At 51.7% G+C, this 19,925-nt stretch carries 18 protein-coding genes and 1 pseudogene; 15 read left to right on the top strand and 4 right to left on the bottom strand.

The annotated features are described in order from the left end of the window. Window positions 1-115 precede the first annotated feature (115 nt). From CULFRC11_RS06700 to CULFRC11_RS06665, 8 genes and pseudogenes are all read left to right on the top strand, one after another. A complete protein-coding gene (locus CULFRC11_RS06700) occupies window positions 116-2,419 on the top strand; it encodes a polyribonucleotide nucleotidyltransferase (protein WP_023635879.1) in 2,304 nt (767 codons plus the stop codon). A 251-nt stretch (window positions 2,420-2,670) separates the two neighbouring features. Then, window positions 2,671-3,420: a 4-hydroxy-tetrahydrodipicolinate reductase gene (gene dapB / locus CULFRC11_RS06695; protein ID WP_023635878.1), complete on the top strand. Its 750-nt coding sequence runs from the start codon at window positions 2,671-2,673 to the stop codon at window positions 3,418-3,420. Beyond that, a complete protein-coding gene (gene thyX / locus CULFRC11_RS06690; RefSeq protein ID WP_023635877.1) occupies window positions 3,420-4,178 on the top strand; it encodes an FAD-dependent thymidylate synthase in 759 nt (252 codons plus the stop codon). Before dapB ends, thyX begins: the two co-directional genes overlap by 1 nt. Window positions 4,179-4,311: 133 nt before the next feature. Beyond that, window positions 4,312-5,217, top strand: coding sequence for a 4-hydroxy-tetrahydrodipicolinate synthase (dapA, locus tag CULFRC11_RS06685; RefSeq protein WP_023635876.1), 906 nt, complete (start codon window positions 4,312-4,314; stop codon window positions 5,215-5,217). A 2-nt stretch (window positions 5,218-5,219) separates the two neighbouring features. Continuing rightward, window positions 5,220-7,271: a ribonuclease J gene (locus tag CULFRC11_RS06680; protein WP_023635875.1), complete on the top strand. Its 2,052-nt coding sequence runs from the start codon at window positions 5,220-5,222 to the stop codon at window positions 7,269-7,271. A 72-nt stretch (window positions 7,272-7,343) separates the two neighbouring features. After that, window positions 7,344-8,007 (top strand): annotated as a pseudogene (locus CULFRC11_RS06675) (TIGR03085 family metal-binding protein). 75 nt (window positions 8,008-8,082) lie between these two features. Beyond that, window positions 8,083-11,226 (top strand): DNA translocase FtsK, encoded by a 3,144-nt coding sequence (locus CULFRC11_RS06670; protein ID WP_023635874.1) that lies wholly within the window; start codon window positions 8,083-8,085, stop codon window positions 11,224-11,226. Between the two features lie 299 nt (window positions 11,227-11,525). Next, a complete protein-coding gene (locus tag CULFRC11_RS06665) occupies window positions 11,526-12,545 on the top strand; it encodes a TerC family protein (RefSeq protein ID WP_031270374.1) in 1,020 nt (339 codons plus the stop codon). A gap of 125 nt (window positions 12,546-12,670) precedes the next feature. Here the strand turns inward: CULFRC11_RS06665 and CULFRC11_RS06660 are convergent, their stop codons facing one another. Beyond that, window positions 12,671-12,964 (bottom strand): YciI family protein, encoded by a 294-nt coding sequence (locus tag CULFRC11_RS06660; RefSeq protein ID WP_023635872.1) that lies wholly within the window; start codon window positions 12,962-12,964, stop codon window positions 12,671-12,673. A gap of 111 nt (window positions 12,965-13,075) precedes the next feature. Between CULFRC11_RS06660 and pgsA the strand changes: the two genes are divergently transcribed. The 4 genes from pgsA to CULFRC11_RS06640 all read left to right on the top strand — a co-directional run bounded on the left by pgsA (window position 13,076) and on the right by CULFRC11_RS06640 (window position 15,589). After that, on the top strand, window positions 13,076-13,669 hold the full coding sequence (gene pgsA / locus CULFRC11_RS06655; RefSeq protein WP_014525919.1) for a CDP-diacylglycerol--glycerol-3-phosphate 3-phosphatidyltransferase: 594 nt from the start codon (window positions 13,076-13,078) through the stop codon (window positions 13,667-13,669). Next, window positions 13,659-14,174, top strand: coding sequence for a CinA family protein (locus tag CULFRC11_RS06650; RefSeq protein WP_023635871.1), 516 nt, complete (start codon window positions 13,659-13,661; stop codon window positions 14,172-14,174). The genes pgsA and CULFRC11_RS06650 overlap by 11 nt, the downstream gene beginning before the upstream one ends. A gap of 115 nt (window positions 14,175-14,289) precedes the next feature. Further along, window positions 14,290-14,622: a helix-turn-helix domain-containing protein gene (locus tag CULFRC11_RS06645; protein WP_013911726.1), complete on the top strand. Its 333-nt coding sequence runs from the start codon at window positions 14,290-14,292 to the stop codon at window positions 14,620-14,622. 130 nt (window positions 14,623-14,752) lie between these two features. Further along, window positions 14,753-15,589, top strand: coding sequence for a PspA/IM30 family protein (locus CULFRC11_RS06640; protein ID WP_013911725.1), 837 nt, complete (start codon window positions 14,753-14,755; stop codon window positions 15,587-15,589). A gap of 81 nt (window positions 15,590-15,670) precedes the next feature. Here CULFRC11_RS06640 and CULFRC11_RS06635 read toward each other — a convergent pair whose 3' ends face one another. The 3 genes from CULFRC11_RS06635 to CULFRC11_RS06625 are packed head-to-tail and all read right to left on the bottom strand — an operon-like array spanning window position 15,671 to window position 17,578. After that, window positions 15,671-16,285 carry an energy-coupling factor transporter transmembrane component T family protein gene (locus CULFRC11_RS06635; protein ID WP_023635870.1) on the bottom strand — a complete coding sequence of 205 codons (615 nt, stop codon included), beginning with the start codon at window positions 16,283-16,285 and terminating at the stop codon, window positions 15,671-15,673. Then, a complete protein-coding gene (locus CULFRC11_RS06630; RefSeq protein ID WP_023635869.1) occupies window positions 16,282-16,974 on the bottom strand; it encodes an energy-coupling factor ABC transporter ATP-binding protein in 693 nt (230 codons plus the stop codon). The genes CULFRC11_RS06635 and CULFRC11_RS06630 overlap by 4 nt, the downstream gene beginning before the upstream one ends. A gap of 4 nt (window positions 16,975-16,978) precedes the next feature. Beyond that, window positions 16,979-17,578 carry a biotin transporter BioY gene (locus CULFRC11_RS06625; protein WP_023635868.1) on the bottom strand — a complete coding sequence of 200 codons (600 nt, stop codon included), beginning with the start codon at window positions 17,576-17,578 and terminating at the stop codon, window positions 16,979-16,981. Between the two features lie 77 nt (window positions 17,579-17,655). Between CULFRC11_RS06625 and CULFRC11_RS11050 the strand changes: the two genes are divergently transcribed. The 3 genes from CULFRC11_RS11050 to recX all read left to right on the top strand — a co-directional run bounded on the left by CULFRC11_RS11050 (window position 17,656) and on the right by recX (window position 19,830). Next, window positions 17,656-17,868 carry a DUF3046 domain-containing protein gene (locus CULFRC11_RS11050; protein WP_029975259.1) on the top strand — a complete coding sequence of 71 codons (213 nt, stop codon included), beginning with the start codon at window positions 17,656-17,658 and terminating at the stop codon, window positions 17,866-17,868. Window positions 17,869-18,122: 254 nt separating this feature from the next. Next, entirely contained in the window at window positions 18,123-19,232 is a 1,110-nt protein-coding gene (gene recA / locus CULFRC11_RS06620) for a recombinase RecA (RefSeq protein ID WP_023635867.1), read from the top strand. Then, window positions 19,225-19,830 carry a recombination regulator RecX gene (recX, locus tag CULFRC11_RS06615; RefSeq protein WP_031270372.1) on the top strand — a complete coding sequence of 202 codons (606 nt, stop codon included), beginning with the start codon at window positions 19,225-19,227 and terminating at the stop codon, window positions 19,828-19,830. The genes recA and recX overlap by 8 nt, the downstream gene beginning before the upstream one ends. Window positions 19,831-19,925 lie beyond the last annotated feature (95 nt).

Raw genomic sequence — 19,925 nt, 5'->3', positions numbered from 1 at the left:
GTGGTTTTAGGTAAAACTTAAGCCGCGGGGTTTCGCTGTGCTTAAGATGTGAAAACGTGTTAAAATCCTGCCGTTGCATTAGAAGCAAAACCTTTTTTGGAAACACGCGGCACCGATGACCGTTGTGAGAAGGAATATCCACGAGGAGACCTGCACTTTGAGCAAGGCAAAAAACATCGAATTCAACGTAGACGAAGAATTCGGTATTACCGAAGCGATCGCCACCATTGACAACGGCGACTTCGGAACCCGTACCATTCGCTTTGAAACCGGCCAGCTGGCCAAGCAAGCCGATGGCTCTGTCACCACTTACCTGGATGATGAGACAATGCTGTTGGCTACCACGACGGCTTCCAACCAGCCGCGTGAGGGATTCGACTTCTTCCCACTAACGGTGGACGTCGAGGAGCGCATGTACGCAGCGGGCCGCATTCCGGGTTCGTTTTTCCGTCGTGAGGGACGCCCCTCCACTGAAGCAATCTTGGCTTGCCGCCTGATCGACCGCCCACTACGTCCGACTTTTGTTAAGGGACTGCGCAACGAGGTTCAGGTCGTTATCACCGTTCTGTCCATGAACCCAGAAGACTACTATGACGTTGTTGCGATCAACGGTGCGTCAGCTGCTACTCAGCTTTCCGGTCTTCCGGTATCGGGTGCTGTGGGCGGAGTTCGCATGGCTCTTATCGCGGATGATGAGCATCCCAAGGGTCAGTGGATTGCATTCCCAACTCATGAACAGCATGAGAAGGCTCTTTTTGAACTTGTTGTTGCAGGACGCCTGGTAGCTAAGAAACAGGGGCGCAAGACTGTCGAAGACGTTGCCATCATGATGGTGGAAGCGGGTGCGACTGAGAACGTCGTAGAAAAGATCAAGGATGGCGCTCCTGCGCCGACAGAAGAGATCGTTGCACAAGGTCTAGAAGCGGCTAAGCCTTTCATCGAGGTTTTGTGCCGAGCACAGGCTGGCCTGGCAGAGCGTGCAGCTAAAGAAACTCAAGAATTCCCACTTTTCCCACCTTATTCGGACGTTATTTACGATGCCGTGGAAAAGAAGGTTTCTAAGAAACTACGTCAGCTGTTGACCATTAAGTCAAAGCAAGAGCGTGACGACGCCACGAACGACTACATGGAATCGATCGAGGGTGAGCTGCTCGCAAAATTCGGTTCTGAGGATGAGGCTGCAGCATCGAAGGCTATCCGCGCTGCCTACAACGCCGTGATGAAGAAGCTCGTGCGCCACATGATTCTCACCGAGCACTTCCGCATTGATGGCCGTGGAGTCACCGATATTCGTGACCTTGGGGTAGAGGTAGAGCTCATTCCTCGTGCACACGGTTCCGCTCTATTCGAGCGCGGTGAGACGCAAATCTTGGGTGTCACCACGCTAGACATGCTCAAGATGGAGCAGCAGATTGATTCGTTGTCGCCTACATCGTCCAAGCGCTACATCCACCACTACAACTTCCCGCCGTATTCCACCGGAGAAACTGGCCGTGTGGGGTCCCCGAAGCGCCGCGAGATCGGACATGGAGCGCTTGCAGAGCGCGCCCTTATGCCGGTGATTCCTTCCCGTGAGGAGTTCCCTTACACCATCCGTCAGGTTTCGGAAGCCCTCGGATCTAACGGTTCTACCTCCATGGGTTCAGTGTGTGCCTCAACGCTCTCGCTGTACAACGCGGGTGTTCCGCTGAAGGCCCCCGTGGCTGGCATTGCTATGGGTCTGGTATCTGATGAAGTTGACGGAGAAACCCGTTATGTTGCTTTGACAGACATCCTTGGTGCCGAGGATGCTTTCGGTGACATGGACTTCAAGGTTGCTGGAACTCGTGACTTTGTGACAGCCCTCCAGCTGGACACCAAGCTTGATGGTATTCCTTCCAAGGTTCTCGCGTCTGCGCTTGCTCAGGCTTATGAGGCTCGCGAAGCAATTCTGGATACTATGGCTGAGGTTATTGAGAGCCCAGATGCGATGAGCGATTATGCGCCGCGCATTACGACTGTCACCGTTCCAGTTAGCAAGATCGGTGAGGTTATCGGGCCTAAGGGCAAGACGATCAACTCGATCACTGAGGAGACCGGGGCAAACATCTCCATCGAGGAAGACGGAACTGTGTATGTTTCCGCGACCTCAGGTGCTGCCGCTGAAGCAGCGATCGAAAAGATCAATGCTATTGCTAATCCACAGTTGCCCAAGGTTGGCGAGAGGTTCCTCGGAACCATCGTTAAGACCACTGCTTTTGGTGCATTTGTTTCTCTTGTACCTGGTCGTGACGGCCTCATTCACATCTCTAAGCTCGGCAACGGTAAGCGCATAGAGAAGGTAGAAGACGTAGTCAACGTTGGTGACAAAGTCGAGGTGGAGATCCTCGACATAGACAACCGCGGCAAGATTTCCTTGGCGCCAGTGAAGGAAGACTAGTCTGCGAACACAAGGTTAAGGTGGGATCGCGCTAGGCGTTTTCCGCCTTATCCTTACTTCTGCTCCCCAGCGATAGGCATCGCTACTGTGTATATAGCGACGGGGTTTTATGACCTCGTCGAGAAGCTTGTACACCGTTGCCATCCCACGGTGGGGAGCATTTGTGTATCTTCACGAGCCTATTTTGTAGGCTACACAAGCAGAATCTCTTAATCTTTTGACCCAACCACAAAGGAAAAGGAAACAGTGACATGTCCATTAAAGTAGGAGTCCTCGGGGCGCGTGGGCGCGTTGGTCAAGCCGTAGTAGCGGGTGTAAACGAATCCAAAGATCTTGAGCTTGTTGCTGAGGTCGACCGTGATGATGATCTGAATGTTCTCGTTGATAACGGAGCAGAGGTAATCGTTGATTTCACCACTCCTGATTCCGTCATGGGCAACTTAGATTTCTGTATCAACCACGGTATTTCCTGCGTCGTGGGGACCACCGGTTTTACAGCAGAGCGACTCGCTCAAGTGGAAGCATGGGCGGAGAAAAATCCTTCGGTGGGTGTGCTGATTGCCCCCAACTTTGCTATCTCAGCTGTATTAACCATGGTCTTTGCCCGCCAAGCAGCTAAGTTCTTCGATTCTGCTGAAGTCGTGGAGTACCATCACCCCAACAAGCTGGATGCCCCCTCAGGAACCGCTATTCACACAGCACAAGGCATAGCCGAGGCTCGTAAGGAAGCAGGACTTGGTGCGCAGCCCGATGCAACAAAAGATTCGCTTGAAGGGGCCCGCGGAGCCGATGTCGACGGAGTGCCGGTGCACGCTGTACGCATGACCGGCATGGTTGCACATGAGGAAGTTATTTTTGGTGCCCAGGGGCAGTCCTTGACTATTCGCCAGGATTCTTACGACCGTACGTCTTTTGTCCCCGGAGTTTTAGTAGGCGTGCGGAAGATCCATGAGCATCCTGGTCTTAGCGTTGGCCTAGATAAGTACCTCGATATCTCATAATGGCTGTAGAAACTCATCTTGACGTGCAATTGGTGGCCTGCACGACGTTTACTCCTCCTACTGGTATCACGTGGTCTTGTGATCCTGCCGCTAAAGATTCTGAAGCGCTGGTGGAGTTTGCGGGACGCGCATGTTACGAGACTTTTGACAAACCAAATGCGAGAACTGCTCAAAACGATGCCTACCTCCGGCACATTATGGAGGTAGGCCATATGGCGCTTTTAGAACATGCTACTGCTTCTTTATATATCCGTGGTTTGTCTCGATCAGCGGCGCATGAGTTGATGCGGCACCGACATTTTTCTTGCTCGCAGCTCTCGCAGAGATTTGTCCATCACGAGGATTCTCACGTAATCATCCCGCCGTTGATCGCGGAAGACCCTGAATTACGACGACTTTTTCTCCACGCGGTAGATGAATCGCGCTTTGCCTTTACTGAGGTTTTGTCTGCGCTGGAAGAAAAATTGGCTAAAGAACCGAACGCGCTTCTTCGGAAGAAGCAAGCGCGTCAAGCGGCACGCGCGATACTTCCTAACGCCACAGAATCGCGGCTACTAGTCACCGGGAATTTCAGAACATGGCGTCACTTTATAGGGATGAGAGCTACCGAGCATGCTGACGTAGAAATTCGGGCGTTGGCAATCCGATGCTTGCATCTGTTGAGGGAGCAATCGCCGGTATTGTTTGGTGATTTTGAAGAGTCCACGCTTGCCGACGGCTCCTGCATGGCAACTAGCCCGTACGTCACAGATTTTTAACGAAATTTTTGCTGTGGAGAATATGAAAGCCGGAAGAGAAAGCAACTCTCAACGAGGGTGACTTGACCCGACACGCGGGAGAATCCTTGCCCGATGTCAACTTCCGGCTCATTTGCGGGTAACCTTAGGGCACATGAGCACAGGTTTGACAGCGAATACGGGTAGCGAATACTTCGGTACCGTCGCCGTAGCGATGGTGACACCGTTTGATGCCACGGGGAAACTCGATGTTTCTGCAGGGCGGAAGCTTTCCGCACACCTGGCTGACAACGGGATTGACACGCTGGTGCTCGCCGGAACCACCGGTGAGTCTCCAACTACAACGCTGCAAGAAAAAATTGACCTGCTCAAGGCCGTTAAGTCGGAGGTCGGCGACCGCGTTAAAATTATCGCGGGCGCTGGAACAAACAATACTTCGGCTTCGGTTGATATGGCTCGAGCGTCTGCTGAAGCTGGCGCCGATGCACTCCTGGTAGTGACCCCTTACTATTCAAAACCTAGTCAAGAGGGGATCTACCAGCATTTTCGAACAGTCGCGCAAGCCACAGACTTGCCAATCTGCGCTTATGATATTCCGCCACGTTCGGTTGTTCCTATTCAGCCGGATACTCTGCGTCGTCTTGCTGAGATCCCTACGATCAAGGGCGTTAAAGACGCAAAAGGTGATATCGCTGCTGCTACACCTCTCATAGAGGAAACAGGACTTGCCTGGTACTCAGGCGATGACCCACTTAATCTCCCGTGGTTGTCCGTGGGAGCGGTGGGCTTTATTTCCGTGATTGGTCACTTGGCACCAAAGGAATTGCGCGAACTGCATACAAGTTTTAATAACGGCGATCTTGCGCGTGCGCGTGAGATTAACGCAAAACTTTCATCATTAGTCGCTGCTCAAGGACGTTTGGGTGGCGTAAGCCTCGCAAAAGCCGGATTGCGGCTACAAGGTATTGAGGTCGGGGACCCGCGACTGCCTATTGTCGCACCAAGCGAAGAAGAGCTTGAGCGTCTCCGACACGACATGAATAAATCTGGAGTTCTATAAATATGACTGAACCACGTAACCGTTCTCGAAAGGTTACTCGTAAAGCTGGCCCGCCGGAGACTACTGAGGCGCCAGCGTTCCAAGCCCCTGACACCTCTGTAGAGGTATCTGCTAAGGACGAGGCAGAGAAGAAAACTTCAGGCGAAGGTTCTTCCAATCAAGAGGCTAGCTCTAAGGGCAACCGTGGCCGTTCCAACTCTGGACGAGCTGGAAACGGAACACGCAATGGTCGTTCACGCCGTGGCGGCAATCCTCAGAATAATAAGAGCAACCGAGGCCGTCGTAACGTGGTCAAATCCATGCAAGGTGCGGATCTGACCGAGCGTCTTCCGGAGCCTCCTAAGGCTCCTAAGAACGGTCTGCGTATCTACGCTCTTGGTGGCATCTCTGAAATTGGTCGTAATATGACCGTTTTTGAGTACAACAACAAGATGTTGTTGGTTGACTGCGGTGTTCTTTTCCCCTCGTCTGGTGAACCAGGCGTGGATTTGATCTTGCCTGATTTTGGTCCCATCGAAGACAAGCTAGATAAGGTCGAGGCACTCGTTGTTACTCACGGGCATGAGGACCACATTGGAGCTATTCCGTGGTTGCTAAAGCTGCGTCCAGACCTACCTATCTACGCTTCCAAATTTACGTTGGCTCTTATCGCTGCAAAGTGTCGTGAGCACCGTCAGCGTCCCAAGCTGATCGAGGTAAACGAGAAGTCTGATATTAACCGTGGGCCTTTTAATATCCGTTTCTGGGCAGTTAACCACTCGATCCCGGATTGCTTAGGTCTTGCCATTAAGACTGGCGCAGGTTTGGTCATCCATACCGGTGACATCAAGCTCGACCAGACCCCAACAGACGGACGTCCTACCGATCTTCCTGCACTGTCTCGCTTTGGCGATGAGGGCGTTGACCTCATGCTCTGTGACTCCACCAATGCAACTACGCCGGGCGTTTCGGGCTCCGAAGCCGATATTGCGCCGACCTTGAAACGCCTTGTTGGTGACGCAAAACAGCGCGTTATCCTAGCGTCGTTTGCCTCCAACGTCTACCGCGTTCAGGCTGCGGTAGACGCAGCAGTAGCCTCGGGTCGTAAGGTTGCATTCAATGGGCGCTCCATGATTCGAAACATGGAAATCGCGGAAAAGATGGGCTACCTGAAGGCTCCTCGTGGAACCATTGTCAGCATGGATGATGCTGCAAAGATGGCGCCGCATAAGGTTATGCTCATCACCACGGGTACGCAGGGCGAGCCCATGGCTGCTTTGTCGCGCATGGCGCGTCGTGAGCATCGCCAGATCACGGTTCGCGATGGCGATCTGATTATTCTTTCTTCTTCCTTGGTACCTGGTAATGAGGAAGCTGTGTTCGGCGTTATTAATATGCTGGCGCAGATTGGTGCGACCGTTGTGACGAGTCGCGATGCCAAGGTCCATACCTCCGGTCACGGCTACTCCGGTGAGCTGTTGTTCCTCTACAACGCTGCTCGTCCGGTAAACGCTATGCCAGTGCACGGAGAATGGCGCCACTTGCGGGCCAACAAGGAACTGGCAATCTCCACTGGCGTGGAGCGCGATCGTGTAGTTCTTGCACAAAATGGTGTTGTCGTGGACCTCGTTGACGGACGAGCTCGGGTGGTCGGGCAAATCCAGATCGGTAACCTCTACGTGGATGGTGTCACCATGGGTGATATTGACGCGGGGGTTCTGGAGGAGCGTACTTCCCTGGGCGAAGGCGGTCTGATCGCAATCACAGCCGTGATTGATAACCGGACCGGAAGGTTGCTAGAGCGTCCTACTGTTCAGGCCAAGGGCTTCTCTGAAGATGCCGTTGCCATGATGCCGGAAGTCACCGAGTTGGTAGAGAACACCATGACTGACTTGGCTGGGGAAGGGGAGAACGATCCTTACCGCATGGTTCAGCAACTGCGTCGTCGCGTCTCTCGTTTTGTAGAGCAAAAGTGGCGTCGTAAGCCAATGATTATGCCTACCGTTATCCCGACGACTCAGACTCAGGTGGAAGCGGATGAAGAGGAGATTCGCGCAACGCGCGAAAGCCTCTAAAAAACAGCAGAAAAGCGGGTAGCACTGGAAAGAAGCGATGGTGCTGCCCGCTTTGCTCTTCCTATCCGCGATATGCTGGGATTTATGTTGTTTGTAGAGCAGGAGCGCTTGGCATTAGCAGAGCTATTACTAGAAAAAGGGGCAAAAGCGCCCACCCTGTGCGAGGGATGGAACGCTGGGGACTTGGCGGTTCATCTCTACGTTAGACAGCGCTATCCGTTGGCTACTGCCGGAATGTTTGTGCCAGCATTGTCCCCATTGCTCGAACATCGCACACAACAAACTGCATCTATGCCTTTTGCTGAGGTCGTGAAAAAATGGGCGGAAGAAAAACGGGGATTCTCGCGCAGTAAAACTCTGGACTTTTTCCTGAACACGGCGGAACATTTTGTTCATCATGAGGATCTGCGTCGGGGAGCGTCGCTAGGAGAGAATTCTCTTGTGGCTGGGGTGCAGCCGCGTAGTTTGAGTGACGTGGCGGAGAAAGATTTGTTGCGGGTTCTACGTTTTTTTGCACCTAAGCTGCTGCGGCAATCGTCGGTTCCTGTGGTGCTAGAACCTGATCGCTATCCTCGGATTGTTGCAGCGGATTCACGGGGAGTAGCCTCTTCTGGTAGTGCCGTAACCCATATCAGAGGTCAGGTAGGAGAGCTAGTGTTGTGGGCTTTCGGCCGTGACGCCGTGGAAATTGAACTCTACGGAGATGCAAGAAAAAGTTATTAGGTCAGGCCTGTAGGCTGGACTTAAATAAAAGGTAGTTTGCAGTGTTGCGAATGTGATGAATGTGACGTGAGCGTCTAAGCTTGGCTACATGACTGTCAGAAGCAATTCCCGATCTGCCGGATCCTCGGCCCACCAGAAACGCTCGCGAGGATCTTCGAATAGATCCGCACCACGAGCTACAGGTGGGTCAACGGGCCCGAACAGTCGTACTAAAAGGAGTGCTTCTTCTGTGAATCATCCGGCACAGTCTGCGCGTCGTGCTGCAGATACCTCTGAGGAGCGGACTGGCAGCGCTTTTCGTGCTGTCGGTGGTGGATTGGCGTCTCTCTTTGGCGCTACGGCGCGAGGAGTTGGATCTCTTACTCGAGTGGTCGGAGGAATCGGAAAAAACCGAGACGATGACGAGGCGGAAGATTTCTTTGATGACGACACGGATAATAAGTCTCGTCGCAAGCGCTCCGCTGTCCGTAGCTCTGAGGATGACGGTGTTGAGGATGAAACTGATTACGAAGATGGGCGAATAGCCGAGCAACGCGCCGACTCTATTGGCCTTATTCTCATCGCTTTAGCTGTGGTTTTGGGCGCCTCTGTGTGGTTCAACATCGCTGGCCCTATTGGTGAGGGAATTTCTGCAGGTGTGCATTTCCTCATTGGATCAGGGGCTTTGATTTTACCGATTCTTCTGGTCGCAGGGGCTATTGCCTTGATGTTAGGGCATTTCCCTTCCATTGATTCGAGGGGGCGCATCGTCGGCGGAACGATCCTGATCGCTGTGTCCATGCTTGGACTGGTGCATCTTTTTGGCGGTAATCCTTCTGATTGGCCGGGGCGCGCTGCTGCAGGCGGGGCCGTGGGGGCTTACACTGGCGGAATCTTGGCCAAAGGGTTTTCTTCCTATTTAGCCATTCCACTTTTGGTCATCATCATTATTTATGGGGCTCAGAAGATCACAGATATCACCACACGGGAGCTTGTCGACGCCCTCCGTGAGCTTATAAATCAACATCGTGGGGCCGAGGCAGATGAGGACTATTCAGATGATCTCTACTCGGATGTCGATGAAGAACTAGAAGCACGTGCGGAAGGGGATCTGCCTCGCAGGGGGACGTCGGCAGGTAGGGCGGCCTCGTCTCGTAGCAGCTCGTGGGCTGAGAATGCAGTGCCTTCTCGCGGTAGGTCTGGAATTGATTCACGAATCAACAAAAAACCATCAACTCCTTTGGACGCTTATCCATTAGAAGAAAAAGACGTAGAAACTGGTTTGTTCGAGGTTCCAGCAAATGCACCTCAGAGGCGTCGTCCCGCTGTGGTGAAGCGAAATGACGAAGCGCGTTTGCCTAGGGATATTTCTGATACCGATGAGCTTCCGATCGTTACGGATAAGACTGAAGTAGTGGAAAGACGCCCCTCGGGCAGCAGGAATGGTGCCCAGCAGGTAGCAGGGATCGTCTCGGGAGCTGTCGGCGGTGCAGTTTCAGGAGCAATGGCCGGCAATATTTCTGCTGCTGGGCAAGCGGTGACGGCCGCTGCAGCAGCTGCTGATGTAGTTGCTGCAGGGCGTAAGGCCGTGCAGGAAGCTGTGTCGGCGCGCGCGCAGCAACCGGTGGCGTCGACAAGCCATCAGGGAGTCGAAGATGCTTCTGCAGGGACTATTGATCGCGTAGTAGATGACTATGAGCTTCCTAGTACTGAGCTCCTTATCCCTGGACAACAGCCCAAAACTCGTTCGGCTGCCAATGATCGGATGATTGAAGCGATCACCGATGTCTTTGCGGAGTTTAAAGTAGACGCGCACGTAACGGGATTCTCGCGAGGCCCAACAGTAACCCGTTATGAGGTTGAACTGGGGCCGGGCGTGAAGGTATCCAAGATTACAAACCTCCAATCAAACTTGGCGTACGCGGTTGCAACGGACAACGTGCGTCTTCTGACGCCGATTCCGGGTAAATCGGCCGTGGGTATTGAGGTCCCTAACACCGACCGAGAGATGGTTCGACTAGGAGACGTGTTGAATGCGCCTGAGGTTCTGGCGGACACCGATCCGATGCTCATTGGCCTGGGTAAAGACATTGAGGGAGACTTTGTCGCGCACTCGGTGCAAAAGATGCCTCACTTGTTGGTTGCGGGTTCTACTGGATCCGGTAAATCGGCGTTTGTGAATTCGCTCCTGGTGTCCATGCTCACCCGAGCAACCCCTGAAGACATACGACTGATTCTGGTTGATCCAAAGATGGTGGAGCTTACGCCTTATGAGGGTATTCCGCACCTGATCACTCCTATTATTACTCAGCCCAAAAAGGCAGCAGCTGCGCTTCAATGGCTGGTGGAGGAGATGGAGCAGCGGTACATGGACATGAAGTCTGCACGTGTGCGACACATTAAAGACTTCAACCGCAAGATTAACGCCGGTGAGATCCAAACCCCGATGGGATCGCAGCGTGAGTATCATGCGTATCCCTATATCGTGTGCGTTGTCGACGAGCTCGCAGACTTGATGATGACTGCGCCTAAGGAGATCGAGGATTCGATTGTCCGAATTACGCAAAAGGCGCGAGCAGCGGGAATCCATTTGGTCCTGGCTACGCAGCGCCCCTCCGTTGATGTTGTGACTGGCCTGATTAAGACAAATGTGCCGTCCCGGTTAGCATTTGCTACTTCTTCTTTGACCGACTCACGAGTGATCTTGGATCAGGGCGGGGCAGAAAAACTTATCGGCATGGGCGATGGGTTGTTTATCCCGCAGGGAGGAAGGCCTCAGCGTATTCAAGGTGCTTTTGTTACAGATGAGGAAATCCAGTCTGTCGTCGACGCCGCAAAAGCTCAGGGACAGCCTAATTACACCGAGGGCGTGACCACTGATAAGGCAGCCGAAGCTAAGAAAGACATTGATTCCGATATCGGAAATGACTTGGAAGATCTACTTCAGGCTGCTGAATTGGTCATTACTTCTCAGCTGGGTTCTACCTCGATGCTGCAGCGTAAGCTACGCATCGGGTTTGCCAAAGCCGGCCGATTGATGGATCTGATGGAATCTCGGGAGATCGTGGGCCCATCTGAGGGATCGAAAGCACGAGAAGTTTTGGTAAGGCCGGAAGAGCTCGAAACAACTCTGTGGATGCTTAAAGGCGCAAAACCTGAAGACGCACCTAAAGAGATTGATTCGGATGGTGGTGCTGATGCATCGTCTACAACAACACAAGCAACATATAACCCTACTGGTAACGCTTTTTAGCCTTATGCCTGGCCAATGCCCTGTAGCTATACAGAGGGACTAGGGCTGAAATGAGAGATGGTCGGTCTAGGTGGGCAAAATGCTTGTGATCGACTACACTCGGGCACCGTGCATGGAGGGGAGTACCCCACCCACAGCATTGATCGTCAACACGGCAATCTTCATAGATTCCCGGTCGTGCTGGCTCCTGCAGGAGCTTCTGGCAAAAACAGCTAAAAGTTCTAGGAGTGGGGGAGACCTCCGGTTCATCCGCTGACCGAATGAGACCGGAGGTGTCTTTTTCCTTGGAAGTAAACATGATGGTATGGATCATCACTTTTGTGGCGATTTCAGGTTTTTTTGTTTTTGATTTTTATTCCCATGTCAAAACCCCACATGAGCCCACACTCAAAGAATCTGCAGGATGGTCTTTGTTCTATGTGGCTCTCGCATGCGCTTTTGGCGTCTTTCTTTGGTTTGTTTGGGGCGAGCCTGGCAACCCGCATCAACATGGGATTGAGTTCTTCACAGGGTACGTTACGGAAAAAGCCCTAAGTGTTGATAACCTGTTCGTCTTCGCATTGATCATGGGGACTTTTAAGATTCCTCGTAAATACCAACAAAAAGTTCTGCTTATTGGTATAGCTTTGGCGCTGATTTTTAGGCTGATCTTTATTTTACTTGGCGCTGCTGTCATTCACGCCTGGTCAGATGTGTTTTATATCTTCGGTATTTTCTTGCTGTACACCGCGATCAAACTTATTTATGACGAGGTAACTGATCAGCCTGAGACCGACCCCAATGATATGCGGATCATCAAATGGCTGCGCAAAGTAGTTCGCGTTACTCCTACTTATGAAAAGGATCATCTCTATATCCACCAAAAAGGTAAATTTGCGCTAACGCCGCTATTTATCGCTTTGGTGGCAATCGGGATGATCGACCTCATGTTTGCGTTTGACTCGATTCCTGCAATCTATGGCATCACTACAGAACCGTATATCGTCTTCACCACGAATGCGTTTGCTTTGCTGGGCTTGCGCCAGATGTACTTCTTGCTTGATGGTTTGCTTGAGCGTTTGGTCTATCTACCTTATGGATTGGGAATCATCCTCGGATTTATTGGTGTGAAACTAGTTCTACATGCCCTACATGAGAACAATCTTCCCTTTATCAATAGTGGTAACAACGTTCCAGTTCCAGAAATTGATACGGTGTGGTCGCTCGTGTCCATCGTAGGAATACTGACAGTGACAGTGCTTGCCTCTGTGATTAAATCCAAACGAGATGATACTCAGGGAGTAGTGCGCACCAAAGCGGTGTATGACACTGATAAATAAAAACTAGCTACCTGCGAGTGGTGGAAAACCACGAAGAAAAGACTCTGTCGCACACATAAGGGGAGTAACACCTCCATATGCGCGACAGAGTCTTTTATGCACCAATAGGGAATTTTATAGCCGTTTTAGTCCTCAAAAATATTGATCACGGGGTTCCACGTGTGAGCGGTGCGTCCTGTGAGGGCACCCTCTGCATAGAAAGGATCGCGGTCCATGATCGCTGTAGCGTCGTCAAGCGTGCTTGGTTTGGGCAGGCGTACAACCAGTAGTGCGCCTCCATCGCCGTCGATAAAAGGACCAGTGCCGATGACTGTTCCTTCTTCTTTGAGTTTGCTGCAAAATTCGCGATGACGTGGGCGTATTTCTGCGATTGCGGGGTTATTGGGATCGTAACTATAGAGGAAAGCAAAGGTGTTCATGCTTTAGATTGTATCGTCAGACACCTAGCCGCCACTGCGGGTTGATTGAGAATTCTCAGTTGGCTAATCGTGTGGTGCAGCAAATGATTAGCGCGGAGGCGGGTATGGTGAGTGATTGTGAATGAGGAACGCACTGTCAACACACCGGAACATAAACCTTCTAATTTTAATGTTCCTAACGTCCTGACTAGTCTGCGCATCATCGTCATCCCATTATTTGCGTGGCTCGTTATTTCAGGTGATGGTCAGCATGCCTCGTGGATGTGGTGGAGCCTAGGCGTCTTTGTTGCGCTCATGATTACGGACAAGTTGGATGGCGATATAGCGCGAGCGAAAAACCTGGTCACCGACTTTGGCAAGATTGCGGATCCGATTGCAGACAAAGCACTGATGATCACGGCGCTTGTGTGTCTGAACATTGTGGGACTCGTGGGGTGGTGGATCACGGCTATTATTGTGATTCGCGAACTCGGCATCACCTTCTGGCGCATGAGTGAACTGCGTAAAGGAAATGTGGTTCCAGCCAGCAAGGGCGGGAAGATTAAGACAACCCTCCAATCTTTGGCAGTAGCGTTGTATCTGATACCGCTGTCTGGAGTCTTTTCGGTTGTTCAGTTCCTTGTGATGTTGGCCGCCGTGGTGGTTACTGTTATCACTGGTGTGCAATATCTTATCGATGCGCGCCGATTGAACCATGAACGATAACGCGGAGGGTGCACGGCAGGTTATCGCCGCCTTGAAACGTCGAGGCGAGACCCTCGCGGCGTGCGAATCGCTTACAGCCGGTCTGTACATGGCATCGCTTGCCGACGTTCCAGGCGCCAGCGCAGTGCTCACAGGCGGCTTTGTTACCTATGCTACGAACTTGAAGCACGATTTAGCCGGGGTGGATCAATCAATACTTGATGAGTTCGGTCCCGTTTCTTCCGAATGCGCCGTGGCTATGGCGCAAGGTGCTCGCATCCGATGTGGTGCTTCTTGGGGGGTTTCTTTAACCGGTGTTGCCGGACCGGACCAACAGGCAGGACACCCGGTGGGTGAGGTGTGGATTGGTATTGCTTCCCCCACAGGGTACGTCAGCGCGCATCGTGCAGGAACCCTTAGAGGCTCCGAGACAGCAGACGCGCTTCTTTTGGGCACACGACTTCACATTCGTTCTGCAGCTGTACGATGCGCTCATGAACTTATGATGCAGTTTTTGACAGTGTAAGGTTTGTCTAACACTGTGCTCTACCACTGCTCTATATTGAGTAGAGTTGACGCAAGTTTGGGAATTTCTATGGGAAGTGGGAACAAAAGGGCGGCTTAAGCCGTTTGAACTAACGATGATGAACTATACCGCTGTCTTAGATAATCCAGTTTCGGCTTCTGCCACTGGGCGGTCTGCTCGTGCACCAGAGCCGCTTCTGCGCCAAGCATTGGGAGCTGCGCTGCGTGCTTTCCGCGCAGACAAAGGTATTACGCTGCGCGAACTCGCGGAAGCGTCGAGAGTGTCTCCGGGGTATTTATCGGAGTTAGAACGGGGCCGGAAAGAAGTTTCCTCGGAATTACTGGCTTCTGTCTGTCATGCGCTGGGGGCTACTGTGGCTGATGTCCTTATTGAGGCCGCAGGCTCTATGGCGGTGCGGTCGGCTGAAGCCGATTTAGCTCGCGTATAAGCAAGACTGATTTTCTCGATTTTGTCTCCGACCTGTGGTGAACATGGTCTGATAGCTCGAACCTGAGCTAGGATTATTAAGCGCGTGCATAACGCGAACAAAACTATTGAAATGAAAGGCCGAACGCACGATGGCTAACCCATTTTCCAAGGGATGGAAATACCTGATGGCTCTCTTTGATTCTAAGATCGAAGAGAATGCTGACCCGAAGGTTCAGATTCAGCAGGCTATCGAGGATGCTCAACGCCAGCATCAGGAGCTATCGCAGCAGGCAGCAGCAGTTATCGGTAATCAGCGCCAGCTGGAGATGCAGCTCAACCGTCGTTTGGCTGAGATCGAGAAGCTTCAATCTAACACTCGTCAGGCTATTCAGCTTGCAGATAAAGCACGCGCTGAAGGTAATACTCAGAAGGCGACAGAGTATGAAAATGCTGCGGAGGCCTTTGCTGCACAGCTGGTTACTGCAGAGCAGGGCGTAGAGGACACCAAGCAGCTGCACGATCAGTCGCTTCAGCAAGCTGAGGCAGCTAAGAAAGCAGTTGAACGCAACTCCATGGCATTGCAGCAGAAGGTTGCAGAGCGCACCAAGCTTCTTAGCCAGCTAGAGCAGGCGAAGATGCAGGAGAAGGTTGCAGAGTCGATTCAGTCGATGAATTCCATCTCCAACCGCAATACTCCTAATCTTGACCAGGTTCGTGAGAAGATTGAGCGTCGATACGCTAATGCTTTGGGCACTGCGGAACTTGCTCAGAATTCTGTGCAGGGGCGTATGGCTGAGATCGAGCAGGCAGGTGTACAGCTTGCAGGCCACTCACGCTTGGAGCAGATTCGTGCAGAAATGGCAGGCGGCCAGCTCACTTCCGGTAATAGCGCTCAGCAACGTTCAATTGAGTCATCGCAGGCAACACCAAGCGCTACCGATGATGCTGTGGCACAAAAGATGCGGGAGCTTCGCGGGGAAGCATAAAAACGCGAATCAACCGTTATACGAGAGGCACAAGTCCCAGTTGATGGGGTTTGTGCCTTTTGTTGTGCTAATAAAGAGTGCCTAATCGCCGGCGCCCCGCGCCATAAGCGCATCCGCTATGTTGCGAGCTCGACGAATGGAACGGATCATCACAGGTGTTCCTAGGGCTATGAGTGAAAAAGTGGCACCGCGCGCTTTCCTGGCGTCTAACACCTCATAGACAGTTGTGAGCATGAGCGGGATGAGCCGAAGAGTTAAAGAAAACGCCAAAGTAATGGTTTCTACAGGCACCCCAAACCGTTCCGTGGGGGCTAATACTCGTTGCACCGTCTCCATCATTGATTCCAACGGGGTGGTCAATGTGAGAAGCATTGCGAGCATGAGCGAGGCAAAAATGGCTAGAACAAGGGCCGATGCGTACGGCAATCCTTTTTGCCACCACTGAAATGCTCCAAGGAACAGCAATATAAGGCCTGGGGGCCACAATTGTCCCCACGCAATACGGGGAGGAATTTTTGCCAAAATGTACAGAGTCGTAGAAAAGAAGACGCAGGACAAAGCGACAACCGGCTGTTTTACTAGAGCTGTTGTAGCTATGACAAAAACTATGAGAAAGCAAAACTTTGCACTCGGAGGAATTCTATGGATAACGCTTTCGCCTGGAACATAGACTCCTAAAGGAACATTACGCATCATAATGGATTGTTTTCCATAAGGGAGACATATTGTGCGATCACAGACTCGGGTGGTCCATCGAACAAGATTTTTTGGTCATGAACACACAGGACTCGATCGAAATTGCTTAAAAGATCAAGATCATGGGTTACTGCAATAACCTGCTGCTCTAGCCCTTCGATGATGGTCTTGATATGAGCGCGGTTACGCATATCTAAAAGCGTGGTTGGCTCATCCATGATTACGATCTCAGGCTCTATGACCAACACCGATGCCAAAGCAAGCAGTTGTTTTTGCCCGCCTGAGAGCAGATGAGGCGAGTGCTCCGCGTGTGATTCAAGGCCAAAACGAGCTAGTACGGTTGAGATGCGTTTGCGCCGTGTCTCTTTGTCCAGTTTGAGGCGGCGCAGGGAGAACGCAATGTCATCTTTAACCGTGGGCATAATAATTTGGTTCTCTGCGTCAGAGAACACAAAACCTACTTTACGGCGAACCTTTTTGCCTTCCCTTGCGACGTCAAGGCCGTCTACCACGATGGTTCCTGAAGAAGGATCGCTTAGCCCGTTAATAAGCCGCACCAAGGTAGACTTTCCTCCACCGTTAGCACCGATAATGCCCACGCGGTGTTCCTTGAGGGACAGACTTACGGAATCGAGGACGGGCAGGTCTTCGTAAGCCACGGAGACATTGTCAAAGATGATGCTTGGCATGGTCCTAGCCTGCGGACGGGGTGGTACGGCGAGTACCGCGGATATCCGGGAAGGCCGCGTGCACGCCTAGTGCAATGACAACAGCGATGACGAGTTTGACAGCATCAGGGCCAACAAAGGGGATATTAACAGCTGCCGCCTTGGCAAAATCGAGGCCGGCTCGAATCATAAGTCCAAAGGTTCCGCAGGTGTATTGGACTAAGAGCGCGACAAAAGCTGCGAGGGCAAAGAAAACCGTGGTTAATGGCTTGGATTTCTTTGGGGCGAGGTACGCAATGGTTCCTGCGACCAAAGGGGATAGTAGGTAACCAACAAGGTAACCTACTGAAGGACCTGATAATGCGGCCAAGGTAGTGCGCCCACCTGCTAGTACAGGAAGGCCGATCAATCCGAGCGCAAGGAAGAGAGCTGCGGCAAGGAAGCCTCTGCGTCCGCCTAAGATAAGGCCGGCCAAAATGATGACTGCATTTTGCATAACGATAGGGACACCGGCAGCGCCTACCGGAATGGAAACAAAAGCAAAAACAATGATAAGAGCCGCAAAGACTGCGATATAAGCGAGATCAAGTAGTCGATTGCGCTGAGAAGAAGTGTTCACGTTCATAAACAGTAGTGGTTAACGCTGTTCAATTCACTATCGGGGCTGCGCTTTGCGTGGGATGATCGCCTACGATGGCCACTATGCGATTAACAGAGTTTCACCAGTTGGTAGTTGATGAATTCGGTAGCACTCGCGGACCGTGGTTGCTCCATTCTCATGTTCTGGCAGCGTTGGGGGACACTCCGGATCGCTTAATTGAGCATGGGGTAGAGCCGAGAGCAGTGTGGTGGGCTTTGTGTGAAGACTTTTCGATTCCTGAAAGTCGACGGCTGGGGTTGGATAATCCGAAGTAAAAGTTGCCCAGGGCTATGTAAAAGTCTGCGGAGATCAGTTTGCCTGTCGAACATCTGTTTGTGTATTCTCGTGGGAGATTAATGCGATGTTGGCAGTGGTCGTTAGGATTCATGCTTAGTTGAGTCGAGCTCACCAATCGGGGGTGAAATTCCCCGGTTATACACTGATGAGGGATCCGAAGTGCCCTGATCATGCGTCAAAAAGATGAGCCAGATTAATTTGAGTGTTCCTCAATGAGAAAAGAAGGATAAAAATGGCAGCTAAGAAAAGTGCGAAGTCTCAGCCGGCAACAGGGGATAATCGGCAAAAAGCGCTCGATGCGGCCTTGGCTATGATCGAGAAAGACTTTGGTAAAGGCGCAGTGATGCGCCTTGGTGATGACAATCGGCCTCCGATCAGCGCTATTTCTTCTGGAAACACTGCAATCGACGTTGCCCTCGGTATCGGCGGCTTCCCCAAGGGGCGCATCGTTGAGGTATATGGACCTGAGTCCTCGGGTAAAACGACTGTGGCACTGCATGCCATAGCGCAGGCGCAGCGTGCTGGGGGGATTGCCGCGTTTATCGACGCCGAACACGCCTTGGACCCAGATTATGCTCGCAAGCTTGGCGTAGACACAGACGCGCTGTTGGTATCCCAGCCAGATACCGGTGAACAGGCTCTGGAAATTGCAGACATGCTTGTTCGCTCAGGGGCCATAGATATCATCGTTATCGACTCCGTGGCTGCTCTTACTCCCAAAGCGGAAATCGAGGGGGAGATGGGAGATAGCCATGTTGGCTTGCAAGCACGTTTGATGAGTCAGGCTTTGCGCAAGATGACAGGAGCTCTCTATAACTCGGGAACGACCGCTATCTTTATCAACCAGCTGCGCGAAAAAATTGGCGTGATGTTTGGTTCACCTGAGACAACTACGGGTGGTAAAGCGCTGAAGTTCTATGCGTCAGTTCGGTGCGATGTTCGTCGTATCCAAACACTTAAAGATGGACAGGATGCCATTGGTAACCGAACCCGACTAAAAGTGGTGAAGAATAAGGTCTCGCCCCCATTCAAAATTGCAGAATTTGACATCATGTATGGCGAAGGAATCTCTAGAGAATCCTCCATCATCGATTTGGGTGTAGACAACGGAATCATCAAAAAATCGGGCTCGTGGTTTACCTATGATGGCGATCAACTCGGGCAGGGTAAGGAAAAAGTCCGTCTGTACTTAAAGCAGACCCCTGAACTAGCGGACGAAATTGAAGAGAAGATCTTCCGGGCACTGCAGATTGGAAAGTACGCTAATCAAAACGACGCGCTTACTGATGATCCAGTAGATATGGTCCCTAATATCGACTTTGATGATGAGGACAATGGCTAAGATTGATCCAAGTCTAAGCAAAGAAGACAAGCTCAAGCGCCTTTCGCGGGCGCTTGAGCGCTATCACGAGGAAGGTAGCGAACTTTTTGACAAAAAGTTCGAAGAAGCCAAAGCTCCGGTAAAACATCGTGCGCTTCTGTTGCTCAACCAACGTCAGCGCTCACGTCACGAGCTTAAACAACGACTGCTCTCTTTGGATTTTGAAGAAGACATTGTTGATTCGGTGTTGGAAGACTTTGAACACGCAAAGCTACTCGATGACCAAATGTTTGCCAATGAATGGGTGCGGCAACGGCATGTGGCACGTGGAAAATCTCGTGCTGCGCTTAACCATGAGCTTAAAGAAAAGGGCGTGGGCAGGCAGCAGCGTGAGGAAGCGTTGAGCCAGGTTTCTGAAGACGATGAAGAAAACGTGGCGAGCGCTTTAGCTCGGAAAAAGGCTCGGTCGATTAAAAAGATACCCGAAACGCGAAACGACTATGACAAGGCACTAAGAAGAATCGTAGGTGTACTTGCACGTAGAGGCTTTGGACAATCTCAGTCGCTGCACATCGCACGTTCTGCGTTAGAACAGCGGTTGGATGAACTTAAAGAATGAAAGCCAAGAAACAGCATCCTAAAAATGCAGGTAATTCAGTTATGGCTTTTATCCCTTGCCCACTACAATGGCGTGACGTGTCATTGTCAACAAAA

Origin of the sequence: Corynebacterium ulcerans, assembly GCF_000767685.1 — a bacterium.
GTDB classification, from domain to species: domain Bacteria; phylum Actinomycetota; class Actinomycetes; order Mycobacteriales; family Mycobacteriaceae; genus Corynebacterium; species Corynebacterium ulcerans.
Note: the sequence above shows the minus strand (reverse complement) of the source record. Positions and strands in the feature narration are given on the sequence as shown.

Excerpts from the sequence above, each read along its gene's own strand:
- CULFRC11_RS06645 (WP_013911726.1), top strand. The coding sequence starts at position 14,290 with ATGATGAACTATACCGCTGTCTTAGATAATCCAGTTTCGGCTTCTGCC.
- CULFRC11_RS06700 (WP_023635879.1), top strand. The coding sequence starts at position 116 with ATGACCGTTGTGAGAAGGAATATCCACGAGGAGACCTGCACTTTGAGC.
- CULFRC11_RS06630 (WP_023635869.1), bottom strand. The coding sequence starts at position 16,974 with ATGCCAAGCATCATCTTTGACAATGTCTCCGTGGCTTACGAAGACCTG.
- CULFRC11_RS06640 (WP_013911725.1), top strand. The coding sequence starts at position 14,753 with ATGGCTAACCCATTTTCCAAGGGATGGAAATACCTGATGGCTCTCTTT.
- CULFRC11_RS06660 (WP_023635872.1), bottom strand. The coding sequence starts at position 12,964 with ATGAACACCTTTGCTTTCCTCTATAGTTACGATCCCAATAACCCCGCA.
- CULFRC11_RS06665 (WP_031270374.1), top strand. The coding sequence starts at position 11,526 with ATGGTATGGATCATCACTTTTGTGGCGATTTCAGGTTTTTTTGTTTTT.
- recX (WP_031270372.1), top strand. The coding sequence starts at position 19,225 with ATGGCTAAGATTGATCCAAGTCTAAGCAAAGAAGACAAGCTCAAGCGC.
- CULFRC11_RS06650 (WP_023635871.1), top strand. The coding sequence starts at position 13,659 with ATGAACGATAACGCGGAGGGTGCACGGCAGGTTATCGCCGCCTTGAAA.
- CULFRC11_RS06670 (WP_023635874.1), top strand. The coding sequence starts at position 8,083 with ATGACTGTCAGAAGCAATTCCCGATCTGCCGGATCCTCGGCCCACCAG.
- dapA (WP_023635876.1), top strand. The coding sequence starts at position 4,312 with ATGAGCACAGGTTTGACAGCGAATACGGGTAGCGAATACTTCGGTACC.
- CULFRC11_RS06635 (WP_023635870.1), bottom strand. The coding sequence starts at position 16,285 with ATGATGCGTAATGTTCCTTTAGGAGTCTATGTTCCAGGCGAAAGCGTT.
- CULFRC11_RS11050 (WP_029975259.1), top strand. The coding sequence starts at position 17,656 with ATGCGATTAACAGAGTTTCACCAGTTGGTAGTTGATGAATTCGGTAGC.
- recA (WP_023635867.1), top strand. The coding sequence starts at position 18,123 with ATGGCAGCTAAGAAAAGTGCGAAGTCTCAGCCGGCAACAGGGGATAAT.
- thyX (WP_023635877.1), top strand. The coding sequence starts at position 3,420 with ATGGCTGTAGAAACTCATCTTGACGTGCAATTGGTGGCCTGCACGACG.
- CULFRC11_RS06680 (WP_023635875.1), top strand. The coding sequence starts at position 5,220 with ATGACTGAACCACGTAACCGTTCTCGAAAGGTTACTCGTAAAGCTGGC.
- dapB (WP_023635878.1), top strand. The coding sequence starts at position 2,671 with ATGTCCATTAAAGTAGGAGTCCTCGGGGCGCGTGGGCGCGTTGGTCAA.
- CULFRC11_RS06625 (WP_023635868.1), bottom strand. The coding sequence starts at position 17,578 with ATGAACGTGAACACTTCTTCTCAGCGCAATCGACTACTTGATCTCGCT.